Below are 23,745 nucleotides of genomic sequence, written 5' to 3' on the forward strand. Positions count from 1 at the left end.
CACATTCTGGTGTGGATGCGGATATTTTTTGGAGAAATTATGCATTGTATTCATTCTCTATATTTAATATAATGGATAAAGTTTTCTTTTTTACATCGTATTGCAATATTCAAAAATATAGAGGAGGAATGAATATGGAAAGAGATATGACAACAGGGAAGCCGGCGAAGATTCTGCTGAACTTTACGATTCCCATTTTTATAGGAAATGTGTTCCAACAGTTCTACAGCATGGCGGATACAGTGATTGTGGGGAAGTTTGTGGGGAATACGGCGTTAGCTGCCGTGGGAGCGTGCGGGACGCTTACGTTTCTGATTCTTGGATTCCTGATGGGGATGACGGCGGGATTTACCGTTGTGACTGCGCAGCACTACGGTGCAGGGAACGATAAGGCGATGCGCCGTTCGGTTGCGTCTGCGGCTATCCTTTCGCTGGTGGTTTCTGTGCTGCTAACGGCAGTGAGCATGGCGCTGATGCGGGATGTGCTGAACTGGATGAATACGCCGATGGATATGTATGATCAGGCTTATGCATATATCATGGTAATCTGCGGCGGGATTGTTGCACAGGTGTTATATAACTTGCTGGCAGGAATTTTAAGAGCAATCGGGGACAGCAAAAGACCGCTGTATTTTCTGATTCTTGCCGCGCTCCTGAACATTGTGCTGGATCTGGTATTTATCATAGTATTCCACATGGGAGCGGCGGGCGCCGCCTATGCCACGGTGATTTCGCAGGGTGTATCGGGGCTTTTGTGCCTGTTCTACATTATAAAATATGTACCGGAGCTTCATCTTCACAGGGAGGATTGGAAGGCTGACTGGAATTTGATGAAATGGCAGATGAAGATTGGGTTCCCCATGGCTTTTCAGTTTTCCATTACGGCAATCGGGACAATCGTTGTACAGACGGCATTAAATGTGTTCGGCTCTGTGGCTGTCGCCGGTTATTCTGCGGCTGTGAAGATTGAACAGATTGTGACTCAGGCCTATATTGCGCTGGGTACGGCAATGTCAACCTACTGCGCCCAGAACATGGGGGCGGGAAAGATATACAGAATCCGGCAGGGATTTCGGAGCGCCACATGGATGGGAGAGGTCTATGCGGTTTTAACAGGACTTTTGGTATTTTTCTGCGGAAAATCCATGACGGTGTTGTTTGTCTCGGAAAATGTAAGGGAGATTACGGAATATGTGGATATCAGCCTGCGTTGTGCCGCCCTTTCTTTTGTGTTTTTAGCGGTTGTCAATATTTACCGGAATGGGATTCAGGGAATGGGTTTTGGATTGCTGCCTATGACGGCGGGGATTGCAGAGCTGGTGGGAAGGAGCATGGCGGCTGTCGCAGCATCCCGGTTCGGAAGTTTTCTTGGAATCTGTCTGGCAAGCCCGGTGGCATGGATACTGGCGGCAGGATTGCTGCTGGTGATGTATTTCCGGATTATGCGTCAGTTTAAGGCAAAAGGAATGCTGGAACAGGGGGAGGCAGAAGCGGTTCCTGTGTTGAAGAAGAGATATACATAGTTAAAAGAGTTTTTTACGAAGAGGGGCTGTCAGAATGACAGCCCCCTTTTCTTGGGTAAATGTATGAGAAATGTTACTTTTTGACGTTGACGCTCTCAAACTCATCAATAATCTCCTGAGAAGGAGCCTTCGTAGCCAAGCTCACTACAATAATCATAACCAGTGACACTAAGAATGCCGGAAGCAGTTCATAGATGTCGAGGATTCCGCCTAATGGACGAACCATGTATTTCCAGATAAATACCATTGCGCCTCCTGCAATCATACCGGCAAGCGCGCCTTGAAGGGTAGTACGTTTCCAGAACAATGCACAAATCATAACGCCGGCGAATGCAGCGCCCATGCCTGCCCATGCGAAGGATACGATTCCAAATACGCTGGAGTTCGGATCTCTTGCTAAGAACAGCGCGATTACCGCTATGCCAAGGATCGTGGCGCGGGCAATGTTAAGTCCCTGTTTCTCTGTCAGCTTCTTACCGAGGAAATCCTGCACGATATTCTCGGATACGCCGGAAGCTGCAACCAACATCTGGCTGTCTGCCGTGGACATGGTAGCCGCCAGGATACCTGCAAGGATCACGCCGCCAAGGACTGCCGCCAGGACGCCGTTCTGGCTTAGCTCATTCGTAAGTGCGATGATAACACGTTCGCTGTCCTCTAACGGAGCCATGCCGCCGGCATTGACTACCGCAAGACCAACGATACCGATAAAGATTGCGATGCCCATGGCAAATGTTACCCAGATTGAAGCAACGCGTCTGGAAAGTACTAATTTCTGTTCATCTTCGATGGACATAAATCTTACCAGAATATGCGGCATACCGAAATACCCGATTCCCCATGCCAGAAGGGATACTGCCGTCAGCGGCGAATAGGGGATTGCCGTTCCTGCCACCGCGTCATGGATTGCGGAGAGGGAGAGATAGCCGGACAGCGACTTTGCATTGTCCATAACAGCGCCCATGCCGCCTGCGTTGCTCACACCAAAGGTTACGATGGAAACAAGCGCGATGGACATGACGATACTCTGGATCAGGTCGTTGGTGGCAACCGTGGTGAATCCTCCCATAATCGTATAGATTACGATAATAATTGCAAATATAATAACTCCGGTCATGTAATCCAAACCGAACAAAGAGTTGAATAGCTTACCGCATGCCGCGAATCCGGAGGCTACATACGGAACGAAGAAGATTACGATAATCACTGCGGAAATCGCGGTGATGATGTTCTTCTCATCGTGGAATCTCTTGGCAAAGAATGTGGGCACTGTGATTGCGCCGATTCTCTCGGAATACCGTCTTAATCTTCTGGATGTAAAGAGCCAGTTCAGATATGTACCGATTGCCAGGCCCGCCGCCGTCCAGAAGGCGTCCGCAAGGCCGGTCAGATAGGCGACTCCCGGAAGCCCCATTAACAGCCAGCTTGACATATCGCTTGCCTCGGCGCTCATGGCAACGACCAGCGCACCCATCTTCCTGCCGCCGAGATAGAAATCTTCACTACTGTTGTTCTTCTTCGCATTATATATGCCGACGCCGATCAGCAGACACATATAAGCAAGAATTGTACACAAAATTACAATACTAATACTACTCATAAACTGCACCTCATTCCTTTTTATTGGTTTTACTAATGCTTGGTTCTTTCCCTATGTATGCAATAGTATCATAACAAAATGTTATGTCCCCATAACGAATTGTTATGGTACATTATAGCACTTAGTTAAATTGCTGTCAATTACAGATTGAAAATTAAGAATTTAAACAATTTCGACAATTTTTGCGTATGGCATGTAATTTTGTGAATGATGTAGAATGTTGGCGGTAGTGTATTCCATTTTTTTTATTCCTATGATATAATTTATCATGGTGAATGCAAGAATGGTTTGGAAATAATTCTCGCTATGGAAAGAATAGAATAAGGAGTATGGACGGATGAAGAGAGTATTGTTGAAACTAAGTGGGGAAGCTCTCGCAGGTGATAAGAAGACGGGATTTGATGAGGCGACCTGTGTCGGTGTTGCCAGACAGGTGAAGAAACTGGTGGACGGCGGCATCCAGGTAGCGATTGTGACCGGCGGAGGCAATTTCTGGAGGGGCAGGACCAGTGAGACGATTGACCGTGTGAAGGCTGACCAGATTGGGATGCTTGCTACGGTGATGAACTGTATCTATGTATCGGATATCTTTCGTTATGTGGGGATGAAGACGGAAGTATTTACCCCGTTTGTGTGCGGCGCTTTTACTTCGTTATTCTCTAAGGACAGGGCAGTGGAAGCCCTTGAGGAGGGGAAGGTCGTCTTCTTTGCCGGAGGAACCGGACATCCTTACTTTTCCACGGATACGGGGGCAGTGCTTAGGGCCATTGAGATTGAGGCGGACGCCATGCTGCTGGCGAAGGCGATCGACGGGATCTATGACAGCGATCCTAAGGTGAACCCGGATGCGAAGAAGTATGATGAGATCTCCATCCAGGAGGTGATTGACCAAAAGTTAATGGCTGTGGATTTGACGGCTTCGATTATGTGCCTGGAGAACCGGATGCCGATGCTGGTGTTCGGGCTGAATGAAGAGAACAGTATTGTAGAGACGATGACAGGGACATTTACGGGAACCAGGGTGACGGTATAGCTGGGATTTATATTGGGCAGAATAAAGGAGGAAGCAATTATGAATGAAAGATTAAAGGTGTATGAGGACAAGATGAATAAGACCATGGCCAATCTGGATGGCGAACTGGGGACGATCCGGGCGGGGCGCGCCAACCCCAATGTGTTGAATAAGATTAAGGTGGATTACTATGGTACGCCTTCCCCGATTCAGCAGGTGGCGAATGTGTCTGTGCCGGAGGCGCGCATGATTCAGATTCAGCCATGGGAGAAGAATATGCTGAAAGTCATTGAGAAGGCGATTCAGGTTTCCGATCTGGGGATCAACCCCACCAATGACGGAAGCATGATCCGGCTGGTGTTCCCGGAGCTTACGGAGGAGCGCAGAAAAGAGCTGGTGAAGGATGTCAAGAAGAAGGGAGAGGCGGCGAAGGTCGCAATCCGCAACATCCGCAGGGACGGCAATGACGCGCTGAAGAAGCTGAAAGGGACGGAGGTTTCGGAGGATGAGATTAAGGATATGGAGACAGAGCTTCAAAAACTGACGGATAAGTTTGTGAAGGAAGTAGATAAGGCAGTGGATAATAAGTCGAAGGAAGTTATGACGGTTTAAGGAAGTCATGACGGTTTCGTGAGAGAGGGGACAGACCGAAAGCCTGTGTGTGGGTCTGTCCCCCCGTTCATGCATGAGATATCAGCGCACTTGTGGAAAGGAGAAGAGCTATGGTAATACCGCAGCATGTTGCGATTATTTTAGACGGAAACGGCCGTTGGGCGAAGTCAAAAGGGATGCCGCGCAATTACGGCCATGCCCAGGGAAGCAAGAATGTGGAGCGCATTTGTGAAGACGCCTACCGTATGGGGGTCAAGTATCTTACCGTGTATGCATTTTCCACGGAGAACTGGAACAGGCCGGGAGACGAGGTTGCCGCACTGATGAAGCTTTTGCGGAATTATATGAAGACCTGCCTGAAAACGGCGGCGAAGAATGACATGAAGATCCGTGTAATCGGCGATGTGACTAAGCTGGATGAAGATATTCGCAGCCGAATCGGGGAGCTTGAAGAAGCCACGAAGGACAACGGGGGGCTGAATTTCCAGATTGCAATTAATTATGGAAGCCGGGATGAGATTATCCGGGGAGTGAGAAGGCTTGCCAGGGATTGTGCGGACGGGAAGGTGGAGCCGGAGTCCATTGATGAGAAGCTGTTGGAGGGATATCTGGATACCCATGGCATCCCGGATCCGGATTTGCTGATTCGGACCAGCGGGGAGCTTAGGCTGTCTAATTTCCTGATGTGGCAGCTTGCGTATACGGAATTCTATTTTACGGACGTCCACTGGCCGGATTTCACGAAGGAAGAGCTGATGAAGGCGATTGAGCAGTATAACGCAAGGGACAGACGTTTCGGCGGAGTAAAGGAGGAACAGGGGCAGGATGTTTAAGACGAGGCTGTTAAGCGGGATCGTGCTGGTGATTGTGTTGGTGGCGACGGTTGGATTGGGCGGGGAGATTTTGTTTGCATTCCTTGGAGCCATCAGCCTGGTGGGCATGACAGAATTATATAAAGTAGTTGGAGTTCAGGGAAAGGTATTGGGAGCCGCCGGGTATCTGGCAGCTTTGGTTTATTATGGACTGTTGTGGTGCAGGGCTTCGGAGTATGTCACCATGCTTTCTATATTATTTCTGATTTTGCTCATGGCTGTGTATGTATTTACATTTCCGAAGTTCCGTGCGGAGCAGGTTATGACGGTATTTTTTGGCTTTTTCTATGTGGCGGTCATGCTTTCCTATGTGTATCAGACCCGCATGCTTTCAGACGGCGGTGTGGTAGTGTGGCTGATCTTCCTGAGTTCGTGGGGATGTGACACCTGTGCTTACTGTGTGGGGGTGCTGATTGGGAAGCATAAGATGGCGCCTAAGCTCAGCCCTAAGAAGTCCGTGGAAGGCGGAATCGGGGGGATTGTGGGCGCTGCGCTGCTTGGCGCGCTGTTTGCCCTTGCTGTGAACCGCTTTGGAGGAGCTTTTGTCTCGCCTGTGCATTATGCGGTGATCTGTGCTGCGGGCGGAGCTATTTCACAGGTAGGTGATTTGGCGGCGTCTGCGATTAAACGCAACCATGAGATTAAGGATTATGGGAAACTGATTCCCGGCCATGGCGGGATCCTGGACCGTTTCGACAGTGTAATTTTTACCGCGCCGGTTATCTATTACCTGGCGACGCTCTTGGCGGGGAATTTGTAGCAGGTTGTTTTATATAATGACAGGAACGGTTCCTGCATATATATAGTGTATGGGAGAGAGATGTAATGAAGAAAATAGCCATATTAGGTTCTACAGGTTCGATTGGTACGCAGACGCTTGAGGTTGTCAGGGAAAATGGCGACATTGAGGTCTGCGGCATTGCAGCGGGCAGCAATATCGGTCTGTTGGAGGAGCAGATTCGCATGTTCCGTCCGCGGCTTGCGGCAGTCTGGTCCGAGGAGAAGGCGAAGGAGCTGAAAACACGGATTTCCGATACGGATACGAGGGTAGTGTCCGGGATGGACGGACTTCTGGAGGTATCAACTCTTAAAGAAACGGAGATAATAGTGACAGCGATTGTGGGGATGATTGGGATCCGCCCCACAATCGAGGCGATCAAGGCAGGGAAGGATATTGCCCTTGCCAATAAGGAGACGCTGGTGACGGCGGGGCATATCATTATGCCGCTGGCAAAGGAAAACCATGTATCCATCCTCCCGGTGGACAGCGAGCACAGCGCCATCTTCCAGTCTTTGCAGGGAAATGAACGAAAGACGCTCCACAAGATTCTCCTTACGGCGTCTGGCGGCCCGTTCCGCGGGAAGAAGGAGGAAGATCTGCTGGAAATCCGTGTGGAGGACGCCCTCAGACATCCGAACTGGGCGATGGGGCAGAAGATTACCATTGATTCTTCTACCATGGTCAACAAGGGGCTGGAAGTCATAGAGGCGAAGTGGCTGTTCGGCGTGGATGTGGACCAGGTGCAGGTGGTGGTGCAGCCTCAGAGTATCATCCATTCTATGGTGGAATATGTGGACGGCGCGGTGATGGCGCAGCTTGGAACGCCGGATATGAAGCTGCCGATCCAGTATGCGCTGTACTATCCCAAGAGAAGGTATCTTCCGGGGGACAGGGTTGATTTCTGGAGCCTTGGGAAACTGGAATTCGAGAAGCCGGACATGGATACGTTCTACGGGCTGAAACTTGCTTATGACGCGGGACGAAAGGGTGGCACCCTGCCGACGGTCTTTAATGCGGCAAATGAGCTGGCGGTGCGCCAATTCCTGAACCGGGAGATCAAGTATCTTGAGATTGTGGAGATTATTGAGGATTGTATGCAGGTACACAGGAATATTGAAAACCCTTCTCTCCAGGAGATATTGGATACGGAGGCGGCAACTTATGACAGGATCAATAGTAGGAGGTAACTCATAATTTGGGTATTATATTAGCAATCATAATCTTTAGTTTTATCGTATTCTTTCATGAACTGGGACATTTTTTACTGGCAAAGAAGAATGGTATTGATGTAGATGAATTCGCCCTTGGAATGGGCCCGACCCTGTACTCTAAGAAGTATAAGGGGACGAAATATGCGATTCGGCTCTTCCCAATCGGTGGATTCTGCGCCATGGGTGAGGACGAGGAAGCGACGGATTCGCCCAATAATTTTAATAACAAATCTGTGTGGGCAAGGATTTCCGTGATTGCGGCGGGACCTGTGTTCAATTTTATACTGGCGTTTGTATTTGCCATCGTCCTGACGGCGATGATTGGTTATGACCGTCCTGTGGTTGGAGCCGTGGAGGAAGGGTTCCCGGCGGCAAAAGCAGGGCTTCTTGAGGGCGACAGGATTGAGCGGATGGGGGGCAAGCGGATTCACATCTTTCGGGAGATTTCCATATACAACCAGTTCCATCAGGGGGAGGACGTGGAGATTACCTACAGCCGCGGCGGGGAAAAGTACACGGTTACGCTGACTCCTAAGAAAGACGAGGAAGCGGGGTACAGCTGGCTTGGTATTACTTCCGAGGGGTATCGGAAGGCGGGCTTCTTAACGGCTGTGCAGTATGGGGCTTACTCTGTGAAATACTGGGTCAGCACGACCCTTGAGAGCCTGAAGATGCTGGTCACGGGAAAGGTCAGCATCAACAACCTGACCGGGCCGGTGGGGATTGTGGACGTGGTGGAAGACACCTATCAGGAGAGCCGGTCTTACGGAAATTTTGTCGTGCTGGTGGAGCTTCTGAATATTGCAATCATGCTGTCGGCGAACTTAGGCGTGATGAACCTGCTGCCTCTTCCGGCTCTGGACGGCGGACGGCTGGTATTTTTGTTCCTTGAGGCAGTCCGCAGGAAACGGGTTCCGCCGGAGAAGGAAGGGTATGTGCATATGATTGGGATTGTGGTGTTGATGGCGCTGATGGTGTTCGTGATGTTCAACGACATACGGAGGGTGTTTTTTTAAGTTTGTGCAGACATAGCCTTGGGAAATATTTTTAAATTATATATTGACTTAGAGTAAACTCCAGATGGTATAGTGTCTTTAGCGGATTGCCATGAAGGGTTTCTTTTTTGGCAGAGGGGTGGCTGGAAGGTTCTGGAAAGACGGGAGAAAACACTGAAAAGAAGAGGTGAAAGTTATGACCATCTCAGAAGTAAGTAAACGATATGGAATTTCACAGGATACATTAAGATACTATGAACGGGTCGGGGTTATCCCTCCGGTACGCAGAACGAAAAGCGGGGTCAGGGACTATAGTGAGGAGGACTGCGGCTGGGTGGAGCTTGCGGGATGTATGCGCGGGGCGGGGCTGCCGCTTCCGGCGTTAGCGGAGTATGTCCGGTTGAGCCGGCAGGGGGACGTAACCATTCCTGACCGGCGGGCGCTTCTGTTAGAGCAGAAGGAGCAGCTTACCGTTCAGCTTAAAGCAATCCAGAACACAATGGAACGGCTGGAGTATAAGATTTCCTGTTATGACAGAGCGATGGAGACAGGCAGGCTGGTCTGGGATTAAAGGAGGATGAAGGCTATGGTTTATAAGGAGTTTCAGGATTTGAAATTATCAGCGCTGGGCATGGGTGCAATGCGCCTTCCGCTGGTTGACGGCAAGGATGAGAACATCGACGAGGCGGCAACGGCAAAGATGGTAGCGTATGGGTTTGAAAAGGGGATTAACTATTTTGACACGGCATGGGGATATCATGGTGGGAATTCTGAGCTTGTGATGGGACGGGTATTAAGTAAATATCCAAGAGAGAAGTTTTATCTGGCGTCGAAGTTCCCGGGGTATGACCTTGCAAATATGCCTAAGGTGGAGGAGATTTTCGAGAAGCAGTTGGAGAAATGCCAGGTTTCGTATTTTGACTTCTATCTGTTCCACAATGTCTGTGAGATGAACATCAATGAATATCTGGATGAGAAATATGGAATCTATGAGTATTTGATGAGGCAGAAGGAGAACGGAAGGATTCGGCATCTGGGATTCTCAGCCCATGGAAGCTACGATGTCATCAAGCGTTTTCTGGAAGCCTATGGGAAGGATATGGAATTTTGCCAGCTTCAGATTAATTATGTAGACTGGGATTTCCAGGAAGCGAAAGCGAAAGTGGAGCTGCTGAATGAATATAAGATTCCAATCTGGGTAATGGAGCCCCTTAGGGGCGGCATGCTTGCCTCCCTTTCTGAGGAGAATACGCAGAAATTGGCCGCCCTTCGCCCTGAGGAAGAGGTTCCGGCGTGGGCGTTCCGTTTCCTGCAGTCTATTCCAAATGTAGTGGTGACTTTATCCGGGATGTCGAACTTTGAACAGCTTGAGAAGAATATACATACATTTGAGAGTGAGAAGCCGTTGAATCCGGAAGAGATGGAGACACTGCTTGGCATTGCGGACAAAATGGTAAATGGCGTGCCTTGCACGGCGTGCCGTTATTGTACGTCTCATTGTCCCCAGGGGATTGACATTCCATCCATGTTGAAGCTGTATAATGAGCATAAATTTACCGGCGGCGGGTTTATCGCGCCTATGGCGCTGATGGCTGTGCCGGAGGACAAACTGCCGTCTGCATGTGTCGGATGCAGAAGCTGTGAGGCTGTCTGCCCACAGCAGATTAAGATTTCGGAGACGCTGGCGGATTTTGCGGGAATGCTGAAGTAAGGGTAAAGGGGAATTCTTTTTGGCAATCAAATGAGGGCGCTGCAAAATAGCTATATTAGCTGTATTTTGCGGCGTCCTTCTTCATTTCCTGCTATCCATTTATTTGTATACCCAAGGGTACGAATGACTAATCATACTGCCAATAAATCGTAATTTTATTCAAATCCGGTTCATCCATATATTGATACCGTACTTCGGTAAGCCCGTACCAGTCTGCAAGGTTCTGGGCGGCAGATTTCATGACATTCTGGAACACGTCGTCATGGGCTTCTTCGTAGAGTGCGTCGCTGGCGAATTTAAGCACCGTCGGGTTCCCTCCCTTTGAGGTTACGTTATTCATCCGCATCAAGACCAGATCCGGGTCGTAGGACGTGTAGTACATATTATTCATCATGTAGTAATTCCGGTTCATTGCCGTACATGCCGGAAGTACAACGTCACGGTCAGGGGTGTGGTTTTTCATAAGTTCCGTATCGTCACAGAGCATATAATCGTAGCTGATTAACTGGAACTGGTTGGTTTCCTCCCCCTCGGAAGCCTGAAAGACCGGGTCGCCCCAGGTTACGTCCATATAGTAATAGTCTCCCTCGCATTTCACCAGATTCCACGCATGGTTCTGCCCGCCGCTGGTTGTCCCTGTTACATAGGTACAGAACACGCCGAGCTGCTCTAACAGATATTGCGCCGCTTTGGAGTACCCGGCACAGACGGAACGCTGATGGATGAACACGCTGTAAATATTCTGGTTGTCGGGGGCTTCTAAGTCGTAATCCACCGTATTTACGATATACTCATAGACATACAGGATCTTATTGTAGTCTGATTCATCCGACGGGATTCCAGACAGGCATTGGAACGCCTGCGCCTCAATCTGCGCCTTCATCTGTTCTTTTGCCTCGCCGCCATAAGTATATGTGGGCTTGAGTACCGTGTAGGGTTCTGCCCCTTCGTAGCTGGTGGCAGATATGGTGCCGTCACACCAGAAAATGTCCGGGCAGTCTTTTAAGATAAACTGGAATATCTCATTGGACCGTTCCGCGTCAGAGGAATGGATATAGATTTCCTCGGTATTTACACGGACTCCCTCCAGAATCTCACGGTAGATTAGCTTCTCTTCCTCGTCTAGCTGACGATAGTAGTACTTTTGGCCGATTTCATTTTCCTGGATTACTACTTCCTGAAATGGAATCTCCTCGGGGGCAGTCAGTTCCCGTTCAATCTCTTTTACAACGTCTGGCTTGAATCCGATGCCATAGGCGATGCTAAATGATGCAACCGCTATGCAAAACAGCCCGCCTATCATTGCAAATGCCTGTAAGCATCCCCGTTTTCTTCTTCGTCTTTTCTTCATACCTGCTCCTTGCCGTATCAGTTCTAAACAGTTCCTCTCAACCGTCGATACTCTATATTATATTCAATTTTCCCGAAATATACAATATCGGTAACGATTTCTTGCCGGACTCATATTCTAATCGCAAGAAAGTCTTTTATGAGGTATTGCTATGAATGTTATGAAAGCGACCCAGCAGGATACTCCTGATAAAGGGAAACTCAAGGTGAATCTTACGTCGGAGATTACGGCGTATCCCGTGGCTGACGCGACAATATCCATTTCTTATACGGGAGTGCCGGACAGTCAGTTAGAGAAGCTGACCACAGACTCCTCCGGGCAGACGGAGACCATTGAGCTGGATGCGCCGCCTTTGGAGTATAGTTTGGATGTGGACAATGAGATACAGCCTTATTCGGAGTATACCCTGCGGGTGGAAGCGCCGGGGTATGAGCCGGTCAGCGTCGCCGGGGCGGAGATTCTGTCTTCCGTCACGGCGATTCAGAACATATCGTTAAGCCCGTTAGAAACCACAGACCCGTCGGAGGAGATTTTTGTGATTCCTGCACATACGCTTTATGGCTCCTATCCGGCAAAGATTCCGGAGGATGAGATTAAGCCGATGAACGAGACGGGCGAGATTGTCCTAAGCAGGGTGGTGGTGCCGGAGTATATTGTTGTGCATGACGGAAGCCCAAGGGATACTACGGCGCGGAATTATTATGTGAAGTATAAGGATTATATTAAGAATGTGGCGTCTAGTGAGATTTATGCGACCTGGCCGGCGGATACGATACGGGCGAACGTGCTGGCGATTATGTCGTTTACTTTGAACCGGGTGTTTACGGAATGGTATCGTAATCAGGGATATGAATTTACGATTACTTCGTCTACTGCTTTCGACCATAAATGGATTCCAGAGAGGAATATTTTTGATACCATATCTGTGATTGTGGATGAGTTGTTTGCGGATTATCTGTCGCGGCCGAACGTGAAACAGCCGATTTTAACCCAATACTGCGACGGGAGGCAGGTGCAGTGTCCGAATTGGATGACCCAGTGGGGCAGTAAATCCCTCGGCGACCAGGGATATTCTCCCATTGAAATCCTGCGCTACTTCTACGGCGACAACATGTACATTAACACTGCAGAGGCGATTTCCGGCATCCCGTCTTCCTGGCCGGGATATAATCTGGAAAATGGCTCCAGCGGCAGCAAAGTACGCCAGCTTCAGGAACAAATCAATGTAATCGCCGGCGCATACCCTGCAATCCCCAGAGTAAATGTTGATGGAATCTACGGTCCAGCCACAACCGCGTCGGTCAGTAAATTTCAGTCCGTTTTTGGTCTGCCCGCCACAGGAATCACGGATTATAAGACTTGGTATAAGATCTCTGAAATCTACGTGGGCGTATCACGGATTGCAGAATTGGTTTGATGAAAACTTTTATAGCCGTTCCTGAAAGTACAGGGGCGGTTTTTCTTCGTACAATATATTAGCCTGATTTATGAAAATGTTGAAATCTGTCGAATAATGGTATATGATAAAATTAGTTTTTCAAAGTAGGGTTAATGAACATGGAGGAAAAATGGAAAGCGGGGAACCAGAAAAGGGAAATTATGATAAAAAGAAATGGAAAAAAATAATTGATACTACTCAAAGTAATTACGCAAATATGATAAAAAGGCTGAGCCGCAAACAAAAAGTTTCTAATTTTGTCTTAATATATTATAGTATATTTTTAATAATTAATACGTTGACGGCAAAATATTTTCCTGATTTTTTTGATTCGAGTTTGGCTGAATATTTTGGGATAATATTATCAGTTGTAATGTTAGCATATTCGTTAATAAATAACAGCGCTAATTATGCTGTCCGTATTTCCAATGTGGAGGAAGCTCTTAATAAATTAAAGACAATAAAAAGAGATTTAGCTAATGATAACTTGCAGGAATGTATTAAAAAATATAATAAAATTACGGACACTACTGAGCGGCGGGAAGACGTTGATTTCTTTGTTACGGTAAAACATTTATGTAAAGAATTTGGAATTAATTGGCTTACGAAACAACATAAAAAGAAAATCAGTAAACCCAAAGGGGAGGAGGAATTAGAGGAATATAATAATCAAGAAAAAGTTGTGAATAATTATATAAGTGAAATTAATGTGGTGGTTGAAGAAGGAAAAATAATATTTGAAAGCCTTTGGGAGTTTGTACTATTTGTAGTACCAATCATAATTTTTATCTTATGTATGGGTGCGTCTCCGAATGGATATACAAAAATACAATCTTTTTTATCTTAAAGTGGGAGATAATTATCCGAATAAATTCTCTTTACACGCCAAGCCGTTACTGCTATAATTAAGTCAATACGCAAAAAGCGTGTGCAGGTCATTGACCTGTTGGTTGACAGACAATTATTTTGAGTGGACAAAGGAGTCCAAGAGTCTATCCGGAACCTGTTATAAGAGTCATTTCGGAGAGGATGGTATGTATAATAAGGCAGTTGTGCATGCACATACTGCCTTTTTTGCGGAGACGCAGGAGTAATTGACGGCTATTTCTGCTTGGCCAGGGCAAGAATATACAATTTAAGAAAGGAACAGGTATACATATGAAAGCATTTCTGATATTGGAAGACGGAACAGTCTTTACGGGGACAAGCATCGGTTCCCCGAGGGATATGGTCAGCGAGATTGTGTTCAACACTTCGATGACAGGTTATCTGGAAGTATTGACAGACCCCTCCTATGCCGGACAGGCCGTGGTGATGACGTACCCCCTGATTGGGAATTATGGTATTACGCCGGATATGGAGTCTGATCGTGCATGGCCGGACGGCTATATTGTGCGGGAAATCTCAAGGATGCCCAGCAACTTCCGTTGCCAGGGAAGCCTTCCGGATTTCCTTTGCAGGCAGGATATTCCGGGAATCGCCGGAATCGATACCCGTTCCCTGACCAAACGTCTGCGCGAGAAGGGCACGATGAACGGCATGATTACTACCAATGAGAACTACGACTTACACGAGATTTTGCCGGAATTAAAAAGATACCAGATTGGAGACCCAGTATCCGAGGCGACCTGTAAGGAACAGTATGTACTGCCGGGGGACGGACCTAAGGTTGCCCTGCTGGATTTTGGCGCGAAAAAGAATATCGCCCGCTCTTTGAATCAACGTGGCTGTGAAGTAAGGGTCTACCCTGCCCATACGCCCGCAGAGGAAATCATAGCGTCAAATCCAGATGGGATCATGCTGTCCAATGGACCGGGGAATCCGGAGACCAATGTATCTATTATAGAAGAAATCCGGAAACTATATGACACGGATATCCCGATTTTTGCCATCTGCCTTGGCCATCAGCTCATGGCACTTGCCAAGGGCGGCAAGACATATAAGTTAAAATACGGGCACAGGGGCGGAAACCATCCGGTGAAGGATTTAGAGACCGGACGTGTCTACATCTCTTCCCAGAATCACGGTTACGCCGTGGATGCTGCCAGCATGGATCCGTCGGTTGCAAGAGAGGCATTTGTCAACGTCAACGACGGGACGAATGAAGGGTTTGCCTATGAGGGAAAGAAGATTTTCACCGTACAGTTCCATCCGGAGGCCTGCCCAGGCCCTCAGGATACCGGCTATCTGTTCGACCGGTTTCTGGAAATGATGAAAGGAGCGTAAATTATGCCAAAGAATAACGCAATTAAAAAGGTTCTGGTCATTGGTTCCGGTCCGATTGTCATCGGGCAGGCGGCGGAGTTCGACTATGCCGGTACACAGGCATGCCGCTCCCTGAAGGAGGAAGGGCTTGAGGTAGTGCTCCTTAACTCTAACCCGGCAACCATTATGACGGATAAGGATATCGCAGACCATGTGTACATTGAGCCGCTGACCGTAGAAGTAGTAGAGCAGTTGATTTTAAAAGAGAAGCCGGACAGTGTTCTTCCGACCCTGGGCGGGCAGGCGGCGCTGAATCTTGCCATGGAGCTTGAGGAAAATGGATTTTTAAAAGAACAGGGCGTAGCCCTCATCGGTACTACGTCTGAGACCATACGGAAAGCGGAAGACCGTCTGGAATTTAAGACCACTATGGAGAGAATCGGAGAGCCATGCGCGGCGTCCCTTGTGGTGGAATCTGTGGAAGAAGGCGTGAGATTTGCCGAGGAGATTGGTTATCCCGTCGTACTCCGCCCGGCGTATACCCTTGGAGGCAGCGGCGGCGGTATTGCACAAACCAGGGAAAAGCTCATGGAGATTCTGGAAAACGGGCTGCGCCTTTCCCGGGTGGGACAGGTACTGGTGGAGCGGTGCATCGCCGGATGGAAAGAGATTGAGTATGAGGTGATGCGGGATTGCAAGGGAAACTGTATCACGGTCTGCAATATGGAGAATATCGACCCGGTAGGCGTACATACAGGAGACAGTATCGTTGTGGCGCCCTCACAGACCCTTGGGGATAAAGAATACCAGATGCTTAGGACATCAGCCCTTAACATTATCAGTGAATTGAATATCACCGGAGGATGTAACGTGCAGTATGCATTGCATCCTGAGACGTTTGAGTACTGTGTAATCGAGGTGAATCCCCGTGTCAGCCGTTCTTCCGCGCTGGCATCCAAGGCGACAGGCTATCCTATTGCCAAGGTGGCGGCGAAGATCGCCCTTGGATATACGCTGGATGAAATCAAGAATGCAGTCACGAAGAAGACCTATGCCAGTTTTGAACCCATGCTTGACTACTGTGTGGTGAAGATCCCAAGACTGCCCTTTGACAAATTCATCAGTGCAAAGCGCACCCTGACCACGCAGATGAAGGCGACAGGGGAGGTCATGAGCATTTGCGACAATTTTGAGGGGGCGCTGATGAAGGCGATCCGTTCTTTGGAGCAGCATGTGGACAGCCTGATGTCCTATGATTTCTCACATCTTGACGAGGAAGAACTGTTGGAAGAGCTGGCGGTGGTGGATGACACCCGCCTCTGGAAGATTGCCGAGGCAGTACGCAGGGGCATTTCCTATGAGGCGATTCACAGGATTACGAAGATTGACCTGTGGTTCATCGATAAGATTGCTGTTCTCGTGGAAATGGAGCAGAAGCTTGGAGATAGAGAATTAGACGAGGAATTACTTAGAGAGGCGAAAAGGCTGGAGTTCCCGGACGGGGTGATTGCAAGGCTTAGCGGAAAGACGGAAGGACAGATTCGTGATATGAGGCGCAGGTTTGGGATTACTGCGGCTTACCGGATGGTGGATACCTGCGCGGCGGAATTTGCGGCGGAGACGCCATATTACTATTCTGTGTTCGGCAGTGAGAACGAGGCAAGCGGGGACAAAAAAGAGAATACAGACATGGAGAGGAAAAAGAAGGTTCTGGTACTCGGTTCCGGGCCAATCCGGATCGGACAGGGAATTGAGTTTGACTTCTGCTCCGTACACTGCACCTGGGCATTTTCTAAAGAAGGATATGAAACTATCATCGTAAACAACAATCCGGAAACAGTAAGCACGGATTTTGATATTGCGGATAAGCTGTATTTCGAGCCGCTGACTCCGGAGGATGTAGGGCATATCGTGGATTTGGAGAAACCGGACGGTGCGGTGGTCCAGTTCGGCGGGCAGACGGCAATCAAACTGACGGAATCTCTGATGAAGATGGGCGTCCCAATCCTTGGTACTTCTGCGGAAAATGTAGACGCGGCAGAAGACAGGGAATTATTCGATGAGATTCTGGAAAAATGCGGCATCCCAAGGCCAAGCGGCGGCACGGTATTTACCGCCGGTGAGGCAAAAGAGGTGGCGAACCGGCTCGGCTATCCGGTATTGGTAAGGCCCTCCTATGTACTCGGCGGACAGGGAATGCAGATTGCCATCAATGACCACGACGTAGAGGAATTTATGGGAATCATTAACCGGATTGCGCAAGACCATCCGATTCTTGTGGACAAATATCTGCAGGGAAAGGAGATAGAAGTGGATGCCGTCTGCGACGGGGAAGACATCCTGATTCCCGGTATCATGGAACATATCGAACGGGCGGGAATCCATTCCGGCGACAGTATTTCCGTATATCCGGCGAAAAGCATTTCCGAGAAGACGAAACGTACCATCGAGGATTATACACGGAAACTGGCACAGTCGCTGCACGTCATCGGACTGATTAATATCCAGTTCATCGTGTGCGGGGAGCAGGTCTACGTCATAGAGGTAAACCCAAGGTCCAGCCGGACGGTTCCCTATATCAGTAAGGTGACGGGAATACCGATTGTGCCGCTGGCCACAAAGGTAATCATCGGACGGAAGATAAGAGACCTTGGGTATACGCCGGGATTGCAGCCGGAGGCGGATTATTTCGCGGTAAAGATGCCGGTATTCTCCTTCGAGAAAATCCGCGGGGCGGATATAAGCCTTGGGCCGGAGATGAAGTCCACGGGGGAATGCTTAGGGATTGCCTGGACATTTGACGAGGCGCTGTATAAGGCATTCTTAGGCGCCGGGATTCGTCTGCCTAAGCACAAGAATATGATTCTCACCGTGCGGGAGGAGGATAAGGAAGAGGCGGTGGAAATCGGGCGTAGATTCCAGAAAATCGGCTATCGCATCTTCGCCACAGAGGGGACTGCGGACGCGCTGAAGCGCGGGGGCGTGAAAGCGAACATGGTCAGAAAGATTGAGCAGGAGTCCCCGAACCTTATGGATCTGATTCTGGGACACAAGATTGACCTTGTCATCGACACGCCGCAGCAGGGAGCAGACCGGGCGCGGGACGGATTCGTAATCCGCAGGAATGCCATTGAGACAGGAGTGAATGTGCTGACGGCGATTGACACTGCGAAGGCGCTGATTGCAAGCCTTGAGAATACGGATATCAGGAAATTAACGTTAGTTGACATTGCAAAGATATAAGCGCAGGATGGAATAGAAGATGAAAGATAAAGCGACATCGAAGTAAAAATGATGTTGCTTTATTTTTTTTGCAGATTGAAATCATTTTCTTATTATAGTACGTTATCTATCATAGGGGACGCCCGAATGTATTCATTTCCTCAGGAATTCTGTTGATACCTGTGTTACAGGGATAAACAGTTTATGTATCGTAGAGGAGCATGCTCACACAAGGAGGAAGAATTTTGACGCGTGAAAATGAATTGCTGCACCGGCTCAGGCAGGGGGATGCATCGTGTTGGGAAGAGCTGGTGTCCATGTATTACGAGGATATCCTGAGATACTGCGTCTACCATTCGCCGGACATGGAGTCTGCACGGGATGCAGTCCAGGAGACATTTCTCAAGGTTATCCGTTATTTCCCGCAGTACCGGGACAGAGGGAAGTTCCGGGGATTTTTGTATAAGGTGGCATCTAATACTTGTACGGATTTGTGGAGGCAGAGAAAGGCCGTAGAGCTGCCGGAAGATGTGGAATTTCTGGAAACCGGATTTGCAAGATCGGAATCTCAGGTGAATTTTCAGTATATGGTGCGGAATCTTCCGGAAGAATTGAGGGAGATTGTGTACCTGAAATTTGCACAGGAGCTGACGCTTAGGGAGATTGCCATGGTGACGGAACAGCCTATGCGGACGGTGCAGTCCAGGCTTAGGAGAGCATTGAAGATGATGAAATGTGAGATGGAAGGAGAGGTGTGAGGTATGAGGGGAAACCTGCAGGAAGAATTGAAAATTGCTTTACAGATTGACGCTGACGTCCGGACGCATAAAGAAGAACTCTTGCTATTGATAGGAAATATGCAGGCCATGCAGAGGAAGAAGAAAAGAATCGGATTCATTGAATTCATACTCCGGCAGATTCGGTTTATGGGTAAGAATTTATGGCTGACACAGGGAGCGGCTGCATTTGCCATGTTCGGGATAGGGTATCTATCGACGGGCAAAGATATCGAAGGCTTATGTATCCGCCATATTCCTCTGCTTTTGGGGGTTTTTGCGATTATGCAGGTGATGGCTTCTATACCCCTTCTTTTGACGTCGTACCGCTATCAGATGCATGAGATTGAGATGGCGTCGCGAATCTCGCTTCCAAGGCTTCTTATGGCAAAGCTGATAATCCTTGCTGTGGAATACCTGGCGGTTTTTGTATTCTGCGTAGGCCTGTCAGTGGGTATGGCGGGCATGCCTGCCGTGAGCCTTGCCGTGTATTTTGTCTTTCCTTTGCTTGCGGCATGTACGGGATGCGTGCAGATTATCAGGCATACGGAGGGATGGGAGGAAGTGGCCGGAAGAGTCGGTGCGTGTGAGGGGTACTGTGTCTGCCTTGGGGCTGTATTCATTGTCTTGTATGGCATGAAGCCGGTTCTTTACGGCAATGTCAGGTTATGGATGCTGCTTATGTCAGGCCTGTTTCCGCTGTTTATCCTGTCAGTCGGCAGGTGGGTGAAGGAGAGCGGGGAAGTCGGAGAAAGATTCATGTAAAGTAGGAGGGTTATATGGAACTGGAAATTTGTGGAATTACGAAACAATATAAGGATAAATGCGCTGTTGACGGCGTGACGCTTACCCTTACCCCCGGAGTATGGGGACTTCTGGGCGCCAACGGGGCAGGGAAGACGACGTTAATGCGTATGATTGCCGGAATCCAGCGCCCCACATCCGGGAGCATTCGGTATGACGGAATCGAGATTGGCACGTTAAAGGAGGCTTACCGGGATATTTTCGGATATCTGCCTCAGGAATTCGGATTTTACCCGGGATTTTGTGTACAGGATTATCTGGAATACATTGCCGCGTTAAAGGGATTGACGAAGGAAGAGACGAAGGAACGGATCGGGACGCTTCTTGAGCGGGTATCCCTTTCCAAAGTCAGGAACAAGAAGATATCCAGGCTATCTGGCGGCATGAAACGGCGGGTCGGGATTGCACAGGCGCTGCTCAATGAACCGGAGGTGTTGGTGCTGGATGAGCCTACCAGCGGGTTAGACCCAGGGGAGAGGGTGAAGTTCCGCAACCTTTTGTCGGAATTTGCCCATGACAGGATTGTGCTGATTTCTACCCACATTGTGTCGGATATTGAGTATATCGCAACCTGCAATGCGATTATGAAAGACGGGAAGATTATTGCCACAGGAAAGACGGAGGAACTTGTCCGGATGGTGGCGGGAAAGGTCTGGTCAACAAGTATGGACGGGCGGGAGCTTGGGGTGTATGAACACAGGGTTTCCGTGGTAAATGTCTATAATGAAGAAAATGGTGATGTGAAGGTGCGGTATCTTGCTGACAAACCGGTGATTCCCGGCTCTGTGGGCGAGGAGCCCCGGATGGAAGATTTGTATCTGTGGCTGTTTCCGGAGAGTTCCGGGGAGGATGCATAATCTGAAATAAACGATTTGATTCAGTAGTATACAAATTAAGGAGAAACAAAGATGAGACGATTAATATATTTGGAGTGGAAGCGTATCATCACGACCAGGACTACTTGGGTCTTGCTGGCAGTGATCATACTTTTGTCGGCAGTGATGGCATATTTCCCCATATCATTTGTTAAAACGGAGGAGATAGATGAAGAGGGGAATTTACATTTATTGGAAGGAAAGGCGGCGATCGAATGCCTGAAACAGAAGGAAGCGGGAATCAACGGGGAGATTACTGAGGAGGAGTTTTGTCAGGCAATCACGGTGTTTCAGGAATGTTACCGGGAATATGGCGCGATCTTTCCGCCGGAGATGCCAAGGGAGGAATATGTAAGGAGGATAGAACCGGTTCTTCCTGTGCTGAATCTGGCAGCGGCTGTGTTGACGCCGGAGGGTGTCGGCCTGTATACCATGACAGACGCGGATCTTGCGTTAAAGGATGCGTCCCGGTTTTATGAACAGTATCGGGAAAGGCTGGCATGGCAAGGGAAAACGGATGCCGAGCAGGAGAAGATCCGGGAAATGAGCAAAGATATCAAGATGCCCTTTACCTATATTTCGGGATATGAGATATCCTCTTTTGAATACCTGACCCTCTATGCGCTGTTGATGATGATGGCGTTTGTGGTAATTATTTCGCCTGTATTCTCAGCGGAATACCAGACAGGGGCAGATAGTATCCTGCGCTGTACGAAGTTTGGAAGGCTGAATCTGGCTGCGGCGAAGATTGTGACGTCGTTAATGGTATTTGCAGTGACATTTTTCATCGGGATGGGAGTGTTCCTTGGGATTACAGATCTGGTGTTTGGCGTGGAGGGATTAAAGGCGTCCATACAGACGGTGTGGGGAGTCTTCGAGATTCCGGCGTTTACGGCTGGACAGACTCAGGCGGCAGTCGCGGCGGGACAGTTTTTGTCCATTCTTGCCATGGGGTACTTGGAGCGGCTTTGGTGGAGATTCCGCTGTTCTTGTTTCTTGCTGTGAGGAGTTATTGCAGGCGGGAGAGCGTGTAGGCAGAGCAATATTGGCGGGCTGCAGCGGAAGAGGGGATGGAGTGGATATGTCGATACATTATATGTCTGATATAATGGCCTGGGAATATCTCTTCGATGGTTTTACCATCAGCGTTACAGCCAGAATAACCGCCGCCGTTATCCCCAAGCTGAGCGGGTACACCTGCATGATCGTCGTGAAGGATGGCGCCTGTCGGAACACGGTGAAGATCCATGTGAGCCGCACACCGCAGATTCCGACCACCGCACAGGCTGCCGGGATGAATGAAACGCCAAAGCCTCTCAGATACCCTGACAGATTCTCCTGTGCAAAACTGAACATATAAGCAAAGAAGATGTATTCCAGTCGGATTCTTCCAGCCGCGATCACATCCGGGTCTGTATTGAAGATAGAAAGCAAAGGAGTACTGAACAGTAGAATCAGTATGCTGGACACTGCGGTACTCACAAAGCTTTGCAGCAGGCAGAGCTTCAGCACTTTCCTACATCGGTCTCCTTTTCCTGCTCCATAGTTCTGGCCGACAAATGTCGTACACGCCTGCCCGAAAGAATTCATGATGTAGAAGGAAAATACTTCCAGATTAAAAGCCGCTGAAGATGCAGCCATGATTGTGGTCCCAAGGCTGTTGACCGCCGACTGGATAATCAGGTTGGCGAAGGAAAAAATCATTCCCTGTATGCCTGCAGGAATCCCGATCTTTAGGATCTGGCTTAGTACATGCCCATGTACCCGCAGGTTTCGGGGATTGATCCGGATTGCCAGTTCTGTCTTCATCAATGACGCGAATAGGATGATTGAACTGATGAGATTAGAAAGTACCGTCGCCGTCGCGACCCCGTCCACATCCATTCCAAGCCCCACGACAAAGAAAAGGTTCAGGACGACATTCAGAATGCCGGAAACTACCAGCGCGGCCAGAGGTGTCTGGGTGTTTCCGCAGCTTCGGAAAATTGCAGCTTCAAAATTATAAAGCAGAATCACCGGCATCCCTGCCAGATAAATCCGCAGATATTTTACTGCCAGCGGATATACATCTCCCGGAACATCCAGCATTTTTACGATCTCAGGAGCCAGAAACTCTCCCAAAACCGTAAGGAATACGCCCCCGAGCAAAGCTACGACTACCGATGTATGTACTGCTTTTGAAATATTTTCGTTATCTTTCTGACCGATAGATTTTGCGATAATAACGTTGCTCCCCAGAGAAATACCAACGAAAAGATTGACCAGCAATCCGATGACAGGCGCGTTGCTTCCCACAGCCGCCATAGCCTCCTTGCCGGAAAAATGTCCGACTACCGCCAGATCCGCTGCATTAAAGAGTTGCTGCAAAATCCCTGTTACCGCAAGCGGTATCGCATATTTGATGATCTTATCTCCTAACGAGCCATTTACCATGTCCATACTATTTCCCAAGTAAACCCCTTCTTTCTCCAAATTATCATGGCACGGTCTTACTGTCCGGGCGGCTGCACCAACAACGCCGGCACAGGTCTGTACTAGATGCCTGCAGCACCCTCTAAAATTGAATTATATTACATTAAATACCAGGTTTCAATATATTTGGGGAAAAAGAACGAAAGGTAATATCCCAAGAAATTCTTAATAACTGTTCATGATATCTTAGGAAAAAATCAACGGAATAGCAAAGTATAAAAAAGGTACATCTTTTATGATAAAGAATAAGAAGACCAACAAGGAGGAAAAAGTAAAATGGGTAAT

20 protein-coding genes are annotated in these 23,745 nt (G+C 48.7%); 17 read left to right on the forward strand and 3 right to left on the reverse strand.

Features of this window, described 5'->3' with window-relative positions; genetic code table 11:
• Nucleotides 1-134 precede the first annotated feature (134 nt).
• Entirely contained in the window at nt 135-1,523 is a 1,389-nt protein-coding gene (locus AC6I3O_RS11820; protein WP_497851048.1) for an MATE family efflux transporter, read from the forward strand.
• A gap of 73 nt (nt 1,524-1,596) precedes the next feature.
• On the opposite strand, the gene AC6I3O_RS11825 is transcribed toward AC6I3O_RS11820, so the two are convergent.
• A complete protein-coding gene (locus AC6I3O_RS11825; protein WP_497851049.1) occupies nt 1,597-3,123 on the reverse strand; it encodes a sodium/proline symporter in 1,527 nt (508 codons plus the stop codon).
• 337 nt (nt 3,124-3,460) lie between these two features.
• Here AC6I3O_RS11825 and pyrH point away from each other — a divergent pair, with 337 nt between their 5' ends.
• The 8 genes from pyrH to AC6I3O_RS11865 all read left to right on the forward strand — a co-directional run bounded on the left by pyrH (nt 3,461) and on the right by AC6I3O_RS11865 (nt 10,317).
• Nucleotides 3,461-4,156 carry a UMP kinase gene (gene pyrH / locus AC6I3O_RS11830; RefSeq protein WP_497851050.1) on the forward strand — a complete coding sequence of 232 codons (696 nt, stop codon included), beginning with the start codon at nt 3,461-3,463 and terminating at the stop codon, nt 4,154-4,156.
• 39 nt (nt 4,157-4,195) lie between these two features.
• On the forward strand, nt 4,196-4,747 hold the full coding sequence (frr, locus tag AC6I3O_RS11835; RefSeq protein ID WP_497851051.1) for a ribosome recycling factor: 552 nt from the start codon (nt 4,196-4,198) through the stop codon (nt 4,745-4,747).
• Nucleotides 4,748-4,857: 110 nt separating this feature from the next.
• Nucleotides 4,858-5,580 (forward strand): undecaprenyl pyrophosphate synthase, encoded by a 723-nt coding sequence (gene uppS / locus AC6I3O_RS11840; RefSeq protein WP_497851052.1) that lies wholly within the window; start codon nt 4,858-4,860, stop codon nt 5,578-5,580.
• On the forward strand, nt 5,573-6,379 hold the full coding sequence (locus tag AC6I3O_RS11845; protein ID WP_497851053.1) for a phosphatidate cytidylyltransferase: 807 nt from the start codon (nt 5,573-5,575) through the stop codon (nt 6,377-6,379). Before uppS ends, AC6I3O_RS11845 begins: the two co-directional genes overlap by 8 nt.
• A gap of 65 nt (nt 6,380-6,444) precedes the next feature.
• On the forward strand, nt 6,445-7,587 hold the full coding sequence (locus AC6I3O_RS11850) for a 1-deoxy-D-xylulose-5-phosphate reductoisomerase (RefSeq protein ID WP_497851054.1): 1,143 nt from the start codon (nt 6,445-6,447) through the stop codon (nt 7,585-7,587).
• 8 nt (nt 7,588-7,595) lie between these two features.
• Nucleotides 7,596-8,627, forward strand: coding sequence for an RIP metalloprotease RseP (gene rseP / locus AC6I3O_RS11855; RefSeq protein WP_497851055.1), 1,032 nt, complete (start codon nt 7,596-7,598; stop codon nt 8,625-8,627).
• Between the two features lie 175 nt (nt 8,628-8,802).
• Nucleotides 8,803-9,177 (forward strand): MerR family transcriptional regulator, encoded by a 375-nt coding sequence (locus AC6I3O_RS11860; RefSeq protein WP_497851056.1) that lies wholly within the window; start codon nt 8,803-8,805, stop codon nt 9,175-9,177.
• Nucleotides 9,178-9,192: 15 nt separating this feature from the next.
• Complete coding sequence (locus AC6I3O_RS11865; RefSeq protein ID WP_497851057.1) at nt 9,193-10,317, forward strand: aldo/keto reductase; 1,125 nt, start codon at nt 9,193-9,195, stop codon at nt 10,315-10,317.
• A gap of 127 nt (nt 10,318-10,444) precedes the next feature.
• Here AC6I3O_RS11865 and AC6I3O_RS11870 read toward each other — a convergent pair whose 3' ends face one another.
• Complete coding sequence (locus tag AC6I3O_RS11870; RefSeq protein ID WP_497851058.1) at nt 10,445-11,668, reverse strand: transglutaminase domain-containing protein; 1,224 nt, start codon at nt 11,666-11,668, stop codon at nt 10,445-10,447.
• Nucleotides 11,669-11,819: 151 nt separating this feature from the next.
• Between AC6I3O_RS11870 and AC6I3O_RS11875 the strand changes: the two genes are divergently transcribed.
• The 8 genes from AC6I3O_RS11875 to AC6I3O_RS11910 all read left to right on the forward strand — a co-directional run bounded on the left by AC6I3O_RS11875 (nt 11,820) and on the right by AC6I3O_RS11910 (nt 21,993).
• Nucleotides 11,820-13,085, forward strand: coding sequence for a peptidoglycan-binding protein (locus AC6I3O_RS11875; RefSeq protein ID WP_497851059.1), 1,266 nt, complete (start codon nt 11,820-11,822; stop codon nt 13,083-13,085).
• Between the two features lie 151 nt (nt 13,086-13,236).
• A complete protein-coding gene (locus AC6I3O_RS11880) occupies nt 13,237-13,953 on the forward strand; it encodes an SLATT domain-containing protein (RefSeq protein ID WP_497851060.1) in 717 nt (238 codons plus the stop codon).
• Between the two features lie 311 nt (nt 13,954-14,264).
• Nucleotides 14,265-15,332, forward strand: a complete 1,068-nt coding sequence (locus tag AC6I3O_RS11885; RefSeq protein ID WP_497851061.1) for a carbamoyl phosphate synthase small subunit — start codon at nt 14,265-14,267, stop codon at nt 15,330-15,332.
• A gap of 3 nt (nt 15,333-15,335) precedes the next feature.
• Nucleotides 15,336-18,554, forward strand: coding sequence for a carbamoyl-phosphate synthase large subunit (gene carB / locus AC6I3O_RS11890; protein ID WP_497851062.1), 3,219 nt, complete (start codon nt 15,336-15,338; stop codon nt 18,552-18,554).
• A gap of 224 nt (nt 18,555-18,778) precedes the next feature.
• Nucleotides 18,779-19,291, forward strand: a complete 513-nt coding sequence (locus AC6I3O_RS11895; RefSeq protein ID WP_497851063.1) for an RNA polymerase sigma factor — start codon at nt 18,779-18,781, stop codon at nt 19,289-19,291.
• Nucleotides 19,292-19,294: 3 nt separating this feature from the next.
• Nucleotides 19,295-20,074 carry a hypothetical protein gene (locus tag AC6I3O_RS11900; RefSeq protein WP_497851064.1) on the forward strand — a complete coding sequence of 260 codons (780 nt, stop codon included), beginning with the start codon at nt 19,295-19,297 and terminating at the stop codon, nt 20,072-20,074.
• A 14-nt stretch (nt 20,075-20,088) separates the two neighbouring features.
• Nucleotides 20,089-20,970, forward strand: a complete 882-nt coding sequence (locus AC6I3O_RS11905) for an ABC transporter ATP-binding protein (RefSeq protein WP_497851065.1) — start codon at nt 20,089-20,091, stop codon at nt 20,968-20,970.
• A gap of 51 nt (nt 20,971-21,021) precedes the next feature.
• A complete protein-coding gene (locus tag AC6I3O_RS11910; RefSeq protein WP_497851066.1) occupies nt 21,022-21,993 on the forward strand; it encodes an ABC transporter permease subunit in 972 nt (323 codons plus the stop codon).
• Between the two features lie 87 nt (nt 21,994-22,080).
• On the opposite strand, the gene AC6I3O_RS11915 is transcribed toward AC6I3O_RS11910, so the two are convergent.
• On the reverse strand, nt 22,081-23,439 hold the full coding sequence (locus AC6I3O_RS11915) for an MATE family efflux transporter (RefSeq protein WP_497851067.1): 1,359 nt from the start codon (nt 23,437-23,439) through the stop codon (nt 22,081-22,083).
• Nucleotides 23,440-23,745: the final 306 nt, after the last annotated feature.

The sequence above is a fragment of the Sporofaciens sp. St.21A7 genome, assembly GCF_059728535.1.

What these genes read in the sequence shown, in the direction of transcription:
- frr (WP_497851051.1), top strand. Translation starts at nt 4,196, where the DNA reads ATGAATGAAAGATTAAAGGTGTATGAGGACAAGATGAATAAGACCATG.
- AC6I3O_RS11870 (WP_497851058.1), bottom strand. Translation starts at nt 11,668, where the DNA reads ATGAAGAAAAGACGAAGAAGAAAACGGGGATGCTTACAGGCATTTGCA.
- uppS (WP_497851052.1), top strand. Translation starts at nt 4,858, where the DNA reads ATGGTAATACCGCAGCATGTTGCGATTATTTTAGACGGAAACGGCCGT.
- AC6I3O_RS11905 (WP_497851065.1), top strand. Translation starts at nt 20,089, where the DNA reads ATGGAACTGGAAATTTGTGGAATTACGAAACAATATAAGGATAAATGC.
- AC6I3O_RS11910 (WP_497851066.1), top strand. Translation starts at nt 21,022, where the DNA reads ATGAGACGATTAATATATTTGGAGTGGAAGCGTATCATCACGACCAGG.
- AC6I3O_RS11850 (WP_497851054.1), top strand. Translation starts at nt 6,445, where the DNA reads ATGAAGAAAATAGCCATATTAGGTTCTACAGGTTCGATTGGTACGCAG.
- AC6I3O_RS11820 (WP_497851048.1), top strand. Translation starts at nt 135, where the DNA reads ATGGAAAGAGATATGACAACAGGGAAGCCGGCGAAGATTCTGCTGAAC.
- AC6I3O_RS11875 (WP_497851059.1), top strand. Translation starts at nt 11,820, where the DNA reads ATGAATGTTATGAAAGCGACCCAGCAGGATACTCCTGATAAAGGGAAA.
- pyrH (WP_497851050.1), top strand. Translation starts at nt 3,461, where the DNA reads ATGAAGAGAGTATTGTTGAAACTAAGTGGGGAAGCTCTCGCAGGTGAT.
- AC6I3O_RS11865 (WP_497851057.1), top strand. Translation starts at nt 9,193, where the DNA reads ATGGTTTATAAGGAGTTTCAGGATTTGAAATTATCAGCGCTGGGCATG.
- AC6I3O_RS11880 (WP_497851060.1), top strand. Translation starts at nt 13,237, where the DNA reads ATGGAAAGCGGGGAACCAGAAAAGGGAAATTATGATAAAAAGAAATGG.
- AC6I3O_RS11900 (WP_497851064.1), top strand. Translation starts at nt 19,295, where the DNA reads ATGAGGGGAAACCTGCAGGAAGAATTGAAAATTGCTTTACAGATTGAC.
- AC6I3O_RS11885 (WP_497851061.1), top strand. Translation starts at nt 14,265, where the DNA reads ATGAAAGCATTTCTGATATTGGAAGACGGAACAGTCTTTACGGGGACA.
- AC6I3O_RS11845 (WP_497851053.1), top strand. Translation starts at nt 5,573, where the DNA reads ATGTTTAAGACGAGGCTGTTAAGCGGGATCGTGCTGGTGATTGTGTTG.
- AC6I3O_RS11860 (WP_497851056.1), top strand. Translation starts at nt 8,803, where the DNA reads ATGACCATCTCAGAAGTAAGTAAACGATATGGAATTTCACAGGATACA.
- carB (WP_497851062.1), top strand. Translation starts at nt 15,336, where the DNA reads ATGCCAAAGAATAACGCAATTAAAAAGGTTCTGGTCATTGGTTCCGGT.
- AC6I3O_RS11825 (WP_497851049.1), bottom strand. Translation starts at nt 3,123, where the DNA reads ATGAGTAGTATTAGTATTGTAATTTTGTGTACAATTCTTGCTTATATG.